We start from the raw sequence: 13,104 nt of genomic DNA, 5'->3' as shown, positions 1-13,104 counted from the left end.
GAATTTGGTTCAATTTGGTCTTAAAAATAGGAGGTTTAATTGACGGAACATTCAAAAATGTTGATAAGGTACTTTCCTTTAAAAAAGGGAACAAAATATAAATTTACTCCTCAGAGCTGTTAAATTGCACAAAGGCTCCCCCTTTTAGCAGAAATATGATATACTTAAGGCATAGGATTGATCAATGTTTCACAAACATCTCTATTATTGTTTGCTCAATGTTTCACATTTCTAGTTTTTTTTAATGAACTATTTTTACAAGGAGGTTTCATCATGGAAAGTTGGAAGGACTTTGTAGCGGGGCCATGGCAATCAGAGGTAGATGTGCGCAATTTTATCATGAATAACTTCACTTTATATGAAGGGAATGATGAATTTTTAGAAAAACCAACGGAAGCAACAGAATCGCTTTGGAAACAGATCATGACATTGACGGAGAAAGAAAGGGAGAATGGTGGGGTACTTGATATGGATACCGAAGTTGTCTCCACCATTACCTCTCATGGAGCCGGTTATTTAAATAAAGAGTTGGAGAAAATTGTTGGCTTTCAAACCGACCAACCATTTAAACGTTCTCTTCAACCATTTGGTGGAATTCGGATGGCGGAGGCGGCTGCCGAATCCTATGGCTACCAAGTAGATGAAAAAGTACATCATATTTTCAATACCTATCGAAAAACCCATAATCAAGGTGTTTTTGATGCCTATACACCTGAGATGAGACTGGCGAGAAAGGCGGGAATTATAACAGGGTTACCAGATGCTTATGGCCGGGGCAGAATTATCGGAGATTACCGCAGGGTCGCTCTTTATGGCGTTGATTTCCTTATTCAACAAAAACAGAAAGAATTGGATTTGGTCAGTGACGGGACCATGACAGAGGAAATTATTCGTGAACGAGAAGAAATTGCAGAACAAATAAAGGCGTTACGGGAATTAAAAGAACTTGCCCATATCTACGGTTATGACATTTCTCAACCAGCTCAAAATGCAAAAGAGGCGTTCCAATGGTTATATTTTGCTTATTTGGCCGCCATCAAAGAACAAAATGGAGCTGCCATGAGTTTGGGACGTGTTTCCACCTTCCTAGATATTTATTTGGAAAGAGATTTACGAAATGGCGTATTGAATGAGAAAGAAGCGCAAGAGCTTGTCGATCATTTCGTGATGAAACTACGGCTGGTGAAATTTGCGAGAACACCAGATTATAATGAATTATTTAGCGGCGATCCAACCTGGGTGACAGAATCGATTGGCGGAATCAATATTGATGGAATCCCGCTCGTCACAAAAAACTCTTTTCGCTTTCTGCACACTTTAGATAATCTTGGACCTGCACCAGAACCGAATTTAACTGTGCTATGGTCACCAAAGCTACCAGAGGAATTCAAAAAATACTGTGCACAAATGTCCATGAAAACAAGCTCGATTCAGTATGAAAATGATGATATCATGCGTGAGCATTACGGTGATGATTACGGGATTGCTTGCTGTGTATCAGCTATGAGAATTGGAAAGCAAATGCAATTTTTCGGGGCACGCGCAAATTTGGCAAAAGCCTTGCTCTATGCTATAAACGGCGGTATGGATGAAATGAAGAAAATACAAGTCGGTCCAGCACTGGCGCCGATTACGGGAGAATACCTTGAATTTGACGAGGTCATGGAACGGTTCGATCAAATGATGGACTGGTTAGCCAAGCTTTATATGAATACACTTAATATTATTCATTACATGCATGATAAATATAGTTATGAAAGAATTGAAATGGCGTTGCACGATCGGAATATTTTGCGAACAATGGCCGGAGGAATTGCCGGTTTATCGGTTGTCGCTGACTCCCTAAGTGCGATTAAATATGCGAGAGTAAAACCGATTCGCGATGAAGATGGAATGGCGGTAGACTTTGAAATAGAAGGGGAATTCCCTAAATATGGAAATAATGACGCCCGGGTCGATGACATTGCTGTTGAGGTTGTAAAAACGTTTATGAATAAATTTCAAAAACATCAAGCTTATCGTGGGGCAACTCCTACCTTGTCCGTATTAACGATTACATCCAATGTGGTGTACGGGAAAAAGACGGGTAATACACCTGATGGCAGACGCAAAGGAGAACCATTTGCACCAGGAGCCAATCCACTTCATGGACGGGATCAAAAAGGGGCGCTTGCTTCTTTAAGCTCTGTTGCAAAACTTCCTTATGATTATGCACTTGACGGCATCTCCAATACATTTTCAATCGTACCAAAGGCGCTTGGTCGAGAAGAGGATGAAAGAGCAGCCAATCTTGCCGCTATTCTCGATGGCTACATGACCAAAAGAGGCCATCACCTAAACATTAACGTGTTCAACAGAGAAACTTTGCTAGATGCTATGGAACATCCTGAGCAATATCCACAACTTACCATTCGTGTATCTGGCTATGCCGTCAATTTCATCAAACTAACAAGAGAGCAACAAATCGATGTGATTAACCGTACCTTCCACGAATCGATGTAAGAAAAAAGTGCCAGGCACCGCCCGAACAGTGCCTGGCACGCCCCCAAAATTGCGATTAGAAGGGATGTGAGGGAATGAAGTTACAAACAAGAATTCATTCTGTAGAGTCTTGCGGGACAGTAGATGGACCAGGATTACGATATGTGATTTTTACACAGGGATGTTTATTAAGATGTTTGTATTGTCATAATCCTGATACTTGGGCATTTGGTAATGGAGAAGGAAAGGAAATTTCTGTTGAAGAGTTAATGCAAGACATTCAAGACTACCTTCCCTTTTTGCAAGCATCAAATGGCGGAGTGACGGTGAGTGGAGGGGAGCCGCTCCTCCATACCGATTTCCTTATTGAACTATTTTCTGCATGTAAGAAGCTCGGCATTCATACATGTATCGATAGTTCGGGCGGTTGCTTTACAAGGAAGGAAAGATTCCTCCAATCCCTTGATCGTCTGATGGAGGTAACAGATCTTGTCTTACTGGACCTCAAACAAATAGATGAACATAAGCACAAGCAGCTTACCCGCGTGTCCAATCAACATATTCTCGATTTTGCAAGATATCTAGAGGAAAAACAAAAGCCCGTCTGGATTCGCCATGTTCTCGTTCCCGGCTGGACAGACAATGAAGAGGATTTAAGAAAGCTATCTGCTTTTATTCATAGCCTACCGAATGTCGAAAAAATTGAAATCCTCCCCTATCATCAATTAGGTGTTTATAAATATGAGGCATTGGGGATCGATTATCCATTAAAGAATGTCCAATCCCCAACAGACGAGAAAGTAAAATGGGCGTATGCATTATTAACGCAGGGAAAAATGAAGAATGATGATTTAACAAGGCAAGTGCGGTGAAGGTAATACAGCCAATATAAAAATAGGTCATCTCTTTTTTCATACGTGATGAGATGGCTTTTTTTAGTATACAAAATTTAGGTTCTGTAACAATTTACGGGGAACATGATTCGACAATTCGACAAAAAAAGGGAAATCCAAACCTCCTGTCGTAATGGTTAAGTAGCAACAAAAACCATCCGAACGTTGGACTATACCGTTACCTCCAGCTGACGATCACGGAACCCATTGTCCAGACTGCAGTGTCTGGACAATTAAAGTAGATAAATATCATCCAAAACAAGTGATTGCGGGTTCCCATAACGAAAGCCTTCGTCTATAGAACCAATTTTTGAACCTGCCCCTGAAATTGGGCGCAACACACCATTCATCGACGTTTCAAGTGGATTCATGTGGTGGAACCTTTATGGGGCTCTTGACCTGGCTTCAACCTTACCAGCGCATTAACTAGATCTGTTGGTTGAGGGGAAAGAACAGGTATTGACTTCCGACTTAGAGCCGTTCGAAAAACTGCATGAGACGATTTGGAATTGGTTACCGGAAATTCTCAATCGGTTCGTTTGCCGAATATCCAATGCAAAAAACGAAGGAAAAAATAACCAACTTCGTACAATGAACCAGCAAGGATTCTGTTATTCGTTACCCACTCTTCAAGCTCGGATGAAGATGAAGGAAGAACGGGAAGCCCTCATCAAGTGGAGAAAATATCAAGAACGCTACGAGCATAAATTAAAGTGGGACGAAAATCAACCTGCTTCCTAGAATAGGTTTTCGACAAGACTTTTCTAAGACATAACCATGAACAATCATCGCCGAATATTGTCGACAATCCCGTGATTTGTTAATGAACCGTTTTCCCTAGCGAACTTAGTCATTTATGATGTTGTTATTACTATCATATAATGTCAATTGCGCTGGAAAAGTGTTAGAAATATCTTTAGGTAACTTACTGTACTCAATAAAGTAATCAGAACCAGATACATCTACAATAAATGAATACATGTTTTCAGAGCTTAGTTCAGCTTTAATACTACTTATATTTAAGTTGTCATTTTTCCCGAGTATCACCCCATACAGTCCATTATTAGTGTCAAATTCTTGATAAGTAATCTCTGGGACAGAATTGCTGCTAATAAATTTCACCTTTTTATTCTTACCTTTTTCAAAATGAGCATAACCTAAATTACCATCTGTGTATTTGAATTGAAATAAGACAGTATTTGTTTCCTCTAGCTCCTTCATTTGAATAAATTCTATTGGCCTTCTCTCAATTTTTTCCGTCAAAAATTTCTCCATGGAAGATTTAGAAAACTCAATATTATATTCTTTTAAATTAAAATACCTAAAAACTAATACAAAGGTTATGATAGTTATAGCTAAAAAAACAATTAATATGGATTTTTTTTTCATATTATACCTACCTACAATATTGTTCTAACTTAGAATGTTCGTTTTGCGTGAGTTGTAGAATTTGTGAATTTATTCGCATGAGCAGCTGAGATACCAAAGGATGTTGGATAAAATGTTATATTTGGACTTATCTGCACCGTTGATTCTTGATGAGCATATTTACCATAAGCGTCAATTCTAGAAGTTTTTGTCAATTTAGATGCTGTATAGTATGAATATCCCGATAATGCCGTTACTCTTTTACTTAAGCATGCGTTTCTATGTGTAATTATCAGGTAAATTAATTTTTAGAGTACACCCAGATGCCCCTTTATTCCATTTGTTGCTATTAGAAGAGTATGTCGCACTGTGTTTGGTATCTGGTGAACAGAAGTGATGTATAGTCCAATTTTGTTTTCCGTACTGTGTACCTGGGTCTGGAGCCCAAAAACTTGAATTTATTGATGTACCAATAACATCAATTTTCCGATTCGAAGGAATTTTATGCCACTTTATACTAGTCTTAACTCGGTATTTACCAGATGATAGATAGGTAATAGTTGTTGTTAATGTTTTATAAGAAGTTTTATGTGTCCCTGGTATATATTCAAAGGTTTGTAGATCTTCTTGATCCTGTGAAGCTTCAACCTCTGCCCAATATATAGCTTCATCAAGTTCAATGGATTTCGATGTCTCTACATTTTCATTTGGAGGTGTAGAAGAAGTTGAAATTTCTTTAGATGTCATATTGTCGCCTAACTCTTCCTCAAAGTATTCAATAACTTTATAGAATCTTGTATCTTCTGAGAGGACTTCCCCCTCTAACTTTATATTGCTTGTAAATTCTTCATCATCCATAAAGTCAATTTCATGGTCTTCAAATTCCAAAGATTGTAAATGAATTCTATCTTCTTCTGTTACAATCCTTTTAGCGCTTTTTTCTTCAACTACCTATCAAGTTTTTTGTAGTTCTTCCCTTCTCCTTTTATATTTCTATAATTAGAGACGTGTTAAATTTTAAATAGTTTCTCTTTTTTAAAAAAATTTAAATATTTTTTTGGTATTTAGTAAAAATAAACCCAAACAATTGAAGGGCTATTAGAAAAAACTTATCAAAATGACCAATACATCGTGATCGGCGCCATATCCCTGTTTGCCATCTTCAGCCCCGTTTTTGTCTTTTCTATTTGCAAATGGAGGAATGGCTTTTTCAATCAATCGGAAGCGATCTTCCAAAATTGGGGAGCATTTCGTCTTCTGTTCCACCAAAGACTGAAAAATGGCTTTGACTTCATTTTGATTCTCAACTTGCAAGTGATAGCGATAAAAAGTATCGAGTGCAGCAAATGGCTCATCCATCAAAATCACATCAGGCTTCATTGCAAATGCTTTAGCAATAGCGACTCTTTGCTGCATCTCTCCCGATAATTCATGTGGAAATTGTTGAACATTCAGCTTTTAATCCAACAAGCTCTATCGCATTTAAAGCTCTCTCTCTTCGCTCTCGCAGTTGACAAATCTTCTTTTTCTGAACCCAACTCAACATCTTTTAGGACCGATCTCCATGGCAATAAATTGCGGTATGGAAAAAGAGTAATACAGTTTCTTTTAGGGTGAATAACTTTTTGATCATCCTGAGTCCGTTATCAAAGATGGAATGTAGGTCTCCTCGGATATTGATACGAGCTATGATTGAAAAACAAAAGCGTCTTTAAATGCGCAACGACAATCGCCATGCCGTTCTGACCTACATCTTGTAGGCCCTTCATCACAAACATCTGGCTAGAAAATGGAGACATACAACAATCCCCCTCCCAAATTCAACCGCGAGGATGTATAATAAAAGGAGATCTACTGCTGACGATCACGTTCAAGTACAATGTAAAGGAAGGTAACTGAATGAAAAAACTCTTTCCGCTCTTACTGATTGTAGGAGGTGCCCTTCTCATTTTATTTAGTGTATGGCAAATATGGGATTCAAATCGGTTACAAGCAAACGCGGTTACAGAAGCAAAAGATAAAATCATGCAATCGGCTAAAGAGAGGAAAAATATGAATGCCTCTGAAACACTACCGATTGATTTTCAAGCGGATGAGGGGGAGGTCATCGGGATTCTTAAAATTCCTACGTTGGACAGGGAATTGCCAATAGTAGCAGGGGTTGCAGAAGAAGACCTGAAACGTGGAGTAGGTCATTACCCTGGGACTTCCTTTCCTGGACAAGAAAGTCAAATTGTCCTTTCTGGTCATCGTGACACTGTTTTTCGCCAATTTGGCGATTTAAACATGGGTGATCGCTTTATTGTAGAAATGCCCTATGGTACATTTGAATACACCATTCAAGATTCAGAAATTGTTCATGCCGATGATCTCTCCGTTATTAAACCCGATGACTATCATGAAGAAATACTCACTATTACAACCTGTTACCCATTTCATTATATTGGGGATGCGCCTGACCGCTATATCCTTTATGCGACTCCGAAAGAGGCGGAAAATAAATAGAGGGTTTGTTCGTCACCATGAGGCACTACTAGTAAGAAAAGCGCAAGCGCCCGTTTAGCGACGTACAAACTTTTTAGGGGCCTGACGAGATAAAGGAAACACGATGAACCCGAAGAGTGAATCGATGTTGACTTACGCAAGCAGGCACCGAAAGTTTGCTAGTCGCTGGGCGCTGGAGTTAGATCCAACATTAGCCAAAATTTATACTTTCCTATCCTGTAAGAAAAGCGCAAGCGCCCGTTTAGCGACGTACAAACTTTTTAGGGGCCTGACGAGATAAAGGAAACACGATGAACCGAAGGGTGAATCGATGTTGACTTACGCAAGCAGGCACCGAAAGTTTGCTAGTCGCTGGGCACTGGAGTTAGATCCAACATTAGCCAAAATTTATACTTTCCTATCCTGTAAGAAAAGCGCAAGCGCCTTGTTCAGCCCCGACAGGCAAATGTTCTGAGACAAGAAAAGTCCGGTTTTGACTTTTATTGGCTCAGGTTATTTAGTGGAACATCGGCTAAGGTCGCCACGTCCTGTGGCAACGCCGATGGACTCGCATCCTGCGAGCCTCTCGGGGCTAGGCGCTGGAGCCAGACCTAGCATTAGCCAATTTTTATGCTTTCTTACCTTCTAAAGAAAAGAGTTGCCCCTGAATGTCTAGCATTTAGAGGCAACTCTTTTCTTTACTAATTTCTTTAGCATCGTGGTTTCCGTGATGAGAATCTTATTTGACTTTCCGTAAATATCTTTTCATTTCCCGGTTAAATCCGCTTGTTAGCTCATTGAATAAGTCATCCCATTTATCTTTAAAATGACGATAAATGGCAGGATAACGCTTTTTAAGGCGAGCAATGCCGATTGCATACTCTTCCTTTTCCTCCTCAAGTTCCTCGATCAGCCCTTGTGGAAGATCAGTCATCAGCATTTCAGCAAATTCTTCCCCGTATCCATAAAACCATCTCATCGCATTAATATAAAGGAGAGGAAAAGCGTCTTGATCCTTTTCTAATCGAAATAGCTCCCTTTGAACTTGAGCCAACTGTTTTACTTTTTGCTGGGCTTTTCGAATCTCGGGATCATTAGGACGCAGAATTTGTGCGCACTCAAGAAAAAGTTCGGCCCCTTGAAAATGGTCATTATCAGAATACTCCTCATACTCCTCAAGTAAAGCATTCATCATTCCCGTTCGTTCTTCTTCATCCGTTATGTTTTGGATGAATTTCCGGAAATACCTTTGGATTTTCGCTCTTTCCTCCCATTTTTCCGTTTGGTTTAATAGATGGAGCCAAGTGAGAAATAAACCAAACTGTTCGCTGCTCACCTCTTCCTGGCTTGAAATGGCTTGAGTTATTACCTTGAACGCCTTGTCTTCCTCCTCCAATTCTACAAGTAGCATAACATAGGGTTGAAGGAACAAATGGTAGGAATCGGGATATTGATTGATTGCTGTTTCCAACTCTTGGAGCGCCTCTTCAAAATATTCTTCCTCAGCCAAAAGCTTGGCTTTAATCGCATGCAACACAACCTGTTCTTCGGTATCTTCCGTAAGAGCAAGCGCCTCCGTGAAATAATGATCGGCAGTTGGCAAATCTTCATCCAATACTGCCAACTGCATCAAACCTAGAAATGCCGGAATATTAGGAGCTAGAGACAACACCTGTTGAAACAGCTTTTCCGCTTCATCAAACTGATACTGTTCGATCTTGGCAATCGCCTTTTCTACAAGTTTTTCCGTTTTATTTCCATACTTCCGATAAAGATCGTACTGCTTTCGTTTCACTGGGTCCTTAAGTGTTTCATAAGCTTTCCGAATTTGCTCAAACATTTCTGGGTCAGATTCTGGTGGATACTTTTTAACGGCCTCAATATATTTTTCCTTAATTCTTCCTTGACCAATTTTGGCTGTCGTTCCTAAAATTTTATAATAGTTCTCTACTTCTTGCCCGCTCATAGTTTACCACCTACCTTTTAAAAATCTAGATCGATCAACACATCCATGGCTTGTTCAATGGCTTTATCTAATGCAGCATCATCTTCTGCTTTTATAGCATCATCTATTCTAGACAGGACTTCTCTTAATTGTTTCTGCTCAGTTTTAGAGGTGGTGTTAACTAACGCCTGTTCACACCGTTCTTTCAAACTCGTTGCTTCTTCGATAAGATCCCCATAGTCCTCTTCTGCCTCATCCTCTGTATCAAAGTCTCCCTCCTCTAGAAAATCAAACAAATCAATCTGTTCTTCATCCCCTTCATCTCGATCACTGTGGGATGCCTCTACTTTTTCTAGACTCGTTTGAAAGGCTTCTTCACTGCTTCGATCAAGAGAATCCTGAATGGTGACCGTCATCGACTCACCCGTTGACACACTTTTAGCTGTGACCTCCAAAATACCATTCAAATTATAACGAAATGTCACTTCCACTGCTTCGTTCCCTGCTGGACCTGGCGGAATTCCTTTTAATAAAAATTCATTTAGAAAGTGATTGTCCTTCACCCACTCGTTTTCACCTTGATAGACTTCAATCATCACTTCTGTTTGATTCGGAGCGACTGTTCCGAAAGTCTCCGTACGAGTAACAGGAATCGTTGTATTTCGCGGAATAATTGCTTTAAATGCACCTGGGCGAAATTTAGTGCCCCATGTTTCCTTTACGACAGCAACTCCCATAGAAAAGGGAGCTACATCCGTCACGATTAGCCCACTTTTGGCAAGTGAGCCAGACTTTAACCCTGCCTGTACAGCGGCCCCCAAAGCAACCGCCTCATCCGGATTGACATCGCTTCGTGGTTGTTTATGAAAGTAATCTTGGATGAGTTCATGGATACGAGGAATTCTGGAGGATCCGCCAACAAGCAGAATATCGTCTATTTCCTCAACATGTAATTTGGTATCGGCTAAAATTTGCGAGATTTTGTCCATTGTTTCTTGTAATAAAGGTTCAATCAGTGCCACAAATTGATCTTTTGTTACTTCCGTATACAATCCTAATGGCTTGCCCTCCTTCATCATGACAACAGGTAAGGCAACTTCCACAACATCCTGTTCGGATAGTTGCTTTTTCACCTTTTCGGCTTCTTCCTTTAACACCGCTTTAGCTCGCACATCAGTTCGCGGATCGATGGCAAATTGTTCGATCATTTTTTCGGCAAACCAGTCCACCAACAACCAGTCAAAATCTTCTCCGCCTAAGCGATTATTCCCTGTAGATGCCTTTACTTCCAGAATGCCATCCATCATTTCAACGATGGACACATCGAAAGTACCTCCACCTAAATCATAGACTAATAAATGCCGGTCCTCATCAAGATGTTGAAAACCAAAAGCAAGCGCGGCTGCAGTCGGTTCATTAATAATTCTTTCTACTGCAAAGCCTGCCAGCTCACCTGCCTTTTTCGTCGCTCGCCGTTGCTCATCTGTAAAATAGGCTGGAACGGTAATGACGGCTTCTTTTTCTCCCTCACCTAATTGCTTATCTACATAACCTCTTAGTTTTTCTAAAATCATTCCCGATATTTCCTCAGGAGAATAAAACGAAGCTCCCAATTTAATCGACGTTTGTTCTCCCATTTGCCTTTTGACTGCTGCGATTGATCGCTCAGGCATCGCGATCAGGGCAGCCTGGGCATCTTCCCCTACAACCACTTTTTCATTAGGATCAATTAGTACAACAGAGGGCGTTAATTTCTCCCCTTTAGGGCCTGGGATGATATGTGGTTTTCCTGATTGAATAAAAGCCACCGATGAGTTCGTTGTCCCCAAATCAATTCCGACAATGGGGCGAAAAGATGAATCTATGTTTTCTTGTTTCGACATGCGCTTTTCCCCTCCGATTCTTTTCTACTAATCATTCTTTCACTGTGACAACTTGCGATTTTCTAATCATATTTCCGTGCTGATCCGTAAACCCCCGTTTTAATACACTAACAACCTGATAGGGAGCCATCACTTGATACGGGATCTCTTCTTTTTTTACTGTTTCCATCGATTCTGAGAGGGACGGATCAAAACTTTTGCCTTTCACATCGACTTCATAACAGCCGATCGCTTGTAAACAATCAAGAAGACTTTGTGACCATTCTGCCAAAAGCCGTCGCCAAGCTTCCTGATCTTCATTTAGACCATCCGCCACACGATCAAACTCATCCAATAAGTTTATCAACTGCTGAATGGTCCTGTTTTGCTTATGTTCATATTCACCTACTTGCTGTTTCCATTGATCTTGCTCCAACTGATGTTGAAAAAGCTGATGCATCTTAGCAAAATTATCTTCCATGCCTTTACTTGACTTAAATTGTAAACGAATGAGTTTCTTCATTTGCTCATTCGTAGAGTCAACCTGTTCGCGTAAATCAGTAATACTCTCCGACATCTGTTCCAATCGTATATCTTGATCACTTGGCTTTCTTGATTTCCAAAACTTCCAATTCATCTTAACCTATTCCCAGCTCCTTTCAGGCAGAAGCTGACCTGTGGAGAAAAGCGTCATCTTCTGCCTCTAACTACAATAATCCACAAAATTCCTACTGCTTCGCACATTCTTTAAACTATTCTATCATTCTATGCCTTGTATGAAAATCAAAAAATAAAAATGGAAAACCCCGGTTATCATAACTACCGAACGAATGCTTTTTCGCTTTTTTCGGGTGTCATGAACCAACCATGCATGAGTACTTTATAAAAAAAGGCTCCAATCGCCGAAAATATCTACGTATTAGCTCCCCATCATTTGCTCTTTATGTTAGTTTGCCCAAAAACAAAGAAGCAATTGAAAAATAAACAAACAGAGAAAAAATATCATTGATTGTCGTAATTAATGGTCCTGATGCAACGGCAGGGTCGATTTTAAGCTTGTATAATAATAAGGGAATAACGGTTCCCCCTCTATATCCCATTTTCTATTTTTTTAAACTATTTTCGCCGAGATCTCTCTGCCATTTCATTTAACCAGTATTTGACATCCATATTCTTTGTGCTAAGCTAATTACCAATACATCATTATTAAATCATTTGTTTCTGCTAGGGGAACCTTCTAAAAGGTTGAGACTAAAGAATACTTTAGGACCCTTAGAACCTGAACTGGTTAATACCAGCGTAGGGAAGTGGAAAAGTGCTTATCCATTGAATTTTTCATTATACGTGAACATTTATTGGATGGTACCGAACCCTTCTCCTAATCAGTCGGAAACGATGAAAAAGGGGAGGATTTTTTTATGTTTTTTACCGATGAATTAAGACAAGCTACTGAACACAGTTGGAAACGGAGCTTAGACCATCCTTTTGTTTTAGGCATCGTTCATGGAGATTTATCTCTAGAAAAATTCAAATATTATATTCTCCAAGATATTTATTATCTGAAACATTATGGAAAAATTCATGCTCTGGCTGCCGCACAGGCTGATGATTTCAGTCATACAGCATTACTGGCTAAAAAAGCCCAATTCACAGCTCAAGCCGAACTAACCGTCCACGAAGAACACGCGAAAATCTTGAATATTACAGATGAAGAAATGAAAAGCTTTCGTCCGGCCCCAACCGCCTATGCTTATACGTCTCATTTATATCGAGCCGCATTTTCTGGAAGCTTTGCCCAAACGATCGCTGCGATGCTGCCATGTTATTGGCTCTATGCCGATATTGGAAAAACCTATGAAAAGGCGACACCGAAGGAGCCTATCTACCACAAGTGGATTCAAACCTATGCTAGTGAATGGTTCCAAACCTCCACACAAGAACAAATCGACTTAGTGAATGACCCCTCCTTAACACCCTGTCGGGTTGTTTGAAGAAGGGGCTTCCTGTTTCATGAACCATTGCATAATGGGGGTGTCCCAAATATGTCTTACACAGTCTCCACAGGCGTAGA

The 13,104-nt window shown here is 40.0% G+C and carries 12 protein-coding genes, 1 pseudogene and 1 riboswitch; of the genes and pseudogenes, 5 read left to right on the top strand and 8 right to left on the bottom strand.

Going from position 1 to position 13,104, the window contains the following annotated elements:
• The first annotated feature begins 273 nt into the window (after positions 1 to 273).
• Both pflB and pflA read left to right on the top strand, forming a co-directional pair.
• Positions 274 to 2,502: a formate C-acetyltransferase gene (pflB, locus tag MUB24_RS22220; protein WP_244707790.1), complete on the top strand. Its 2,229-nt coding sequence runs from the start codon at positions 274 to 276 to the stop codon at positions 2,500 to 2,502.
• A gap of 74 nt (positions 2,503 to 2,576) precedes the next feature.
• Entirely contained in the window at positions 2,577 to 3,353 is a 777-nt protein-coding gene (gene pflA, locus MUB24_RS22215; protein WP_244707787.1) for a pyruvate formate-lyase-activating protein, read from the top strand.
• Positions 3,354 to 3,607: 254 nt separating this feature from the next.
• Here the strand turns inward: pflA and MUB24_RS22210 are convergent, their stop codons facing one another.
• Positions 3,608 to 3,745 (bottom strand): hypothetical protein, encoded by a 138-nt coding sequence (locus MUB24_RS22210; protein WP_244707785.1) that lies wholly within the window; start codon positions 3,743 to 3,745, stop codon positions 3,608 to 3,610.
• A gap of 88 nt (positions 3,746 to 3,833) precedes the next feature.
• On the opposite strand from MUB24_RS22210, the gene MUB24_RS22205 reads away from it, so the two are divergent.
• On the top strand, positions 3,834 to 4,115 hold the full coding sequence (locus tag MUB24_RS22205) for a transposase (RefSeq protein ID WP_244707783.1): 282 nt from the start codon (positions 3,834 to 3,836) through the stop codon (positions 4,113 to 4,115).
• Positions 4,116 to 4,220: 105 nt separating this feature from the next.
• Here the strand turns inward: MUB24_RS22205 and MUB24_RS22200 are convergent, their stop codons facing one another.
• From MUB24_RS22200 to MUB24_RS23570, 3 genes are all read right to left on the bottom strand, one after another.
• Positions 4,221 to 4,763: a hypothetical protein gene (locus tag MUB24_RS22200; protein ID WP_244707781.1), complete on the bottom strand. Its 543-nt coding sequence runs from the start codon at positions 4,761 to 4,763 to the stop codon at positions 4,221 to 4,223.
• A 258-nt stretch (positions 4,764 to 5,021) separates the two neighbouring features.
• Positions 5,022 to 5,600 carry a hypothetical protein gene (locus tag MUB24_RS22195; protein WP_244707779.1) on the bottom strand — a complete coding sequence of 193 codons (579 nt, stop codon included), beginning with the start codon at positions 5,598 to 5,600 and terminating at the stop codon, positions 5,022 to 5,024.
• Positions 5,601 to 5,840: 240 nt separating this feature from the next.
• The gene (locus MUB24_RS23570; RefSeq protein ID WP_313898490.1) at positions 5,841 to 6,158 is read right to left on the bottom strand and encodes a hypothetical protein; all 318 of its coding nucleotides are present in this window, start codon (positions 6,156 to 6,158) and stop codon (positions 5,841 to 5,843) included.
• Positions 6,159 to 6,641: 483 nt separating this feature from the next.
• Here MUB24_RS23570 and MUB24_RS22185 point away from each other — a divergent pair, with 483 nt between their 5' ends.
• Entirely contained in the window at positions 6,642 to 7,247 is a 606-nt protein-coding gene (locus MUB24_RS22185; RefSeq protein ID WP_244707777.1) for a class D sortase, read from the top strand.
• A gap of 718 nt (positions 7,248 to 7,965) precedes the next feature.
• On the opposite strand, the gene MUB24_RS22180 is transcribed toward MUB24_RS22185, so the two are convergent.
• From MUB24_RS22180 to MUB24_RS22165, 4 genes and pseudogenes are all read right to left on the bottom strand, one after another.
• The gene (locus tag MUB24_RS22180; RefSeq protein ID WP_244707775.1) at positions 7,966 to 9,192 is read right to left on the bottom strand and encodes a DnaJ domain-containing protein; all 1,227 of its coding nucleotides are present in this window, start codon (positions 9,190 to 9,192) and stop codon (positions 7,966 to 7,968) included.
• 17 nt (positions 9,193 to 9,209) lie between these two features.
• Positions 9,210 to 11,054 carry an Hsp70 family protein gene (locus MUB24_RS22175; RefSeq protein ID WP_244707773.1) on the bottom strand — a complete coding sequence of 615 codons (1,845 nt, stop codon included), beginning with the start codon at positions 11,052 to 11,054 and terminating at the stop codon, positions 9,210 to 9,212.
• A gap of 31 nt (positions 11,055 to 11,085) precedes the next feature.
• A complete protein-coding gene (gene grpE, locus MUB24_RS22170; protein ID WP_244707771.1) occupies positions 11,086 to 11,670 on the bottom strand; it encodes a nucleotide exchange factor GrpE in 585 nt (194 codons plus the stop codon).
• 304 nt (positions 11,671 to 11,974) lie between these two features.
• Positions 11,975 to 12,133: pseudogene (locus MUB24_RS22165) on the bottom strand (magnesium transporter); the annotation flags it as partial.
• A 116-nt stretch (positions 12,134 to 12,249) separates the two neighbouring features.
• A riboswitch (TPP riboswitch) is annotated at positions 12,250 to 12,356 on the top strand.
• A 95-nt stretch (positions 12,357 to 12,451) separates the two neighbouring features.
• Here MUB24_RS22165 and tenA point away from each other — a divergent pair.
• On the top strand, positions 12,452 to 13,024 hold the full coding sequence (gene tenA / locus MUB24_RS22160) for a thiaminase II (protein WP_244707769.1): 573 nt from the start codon (positions 12,452 to 12,454) through the stop codon (positions 13,022 to 13,024).
• Positions 13,025 to 13,104: the final 80 nt, after the last annotated feature.

The organism is Lederbergia sp. NSJ-179 (assembly GCF_022867885.1).
In the GTDB taxonomy this organism is placed as follows: domain Bacteria; phylum Bacillota; class Bacilli; order Bacillales; family Bacillaceae_C; genus Lederbergia.
The sequence above is the reverse complement of the archived record's forward strand: the minus strand, read 5'-3'. Positions and strand labels throughout refer to the sequence as shown.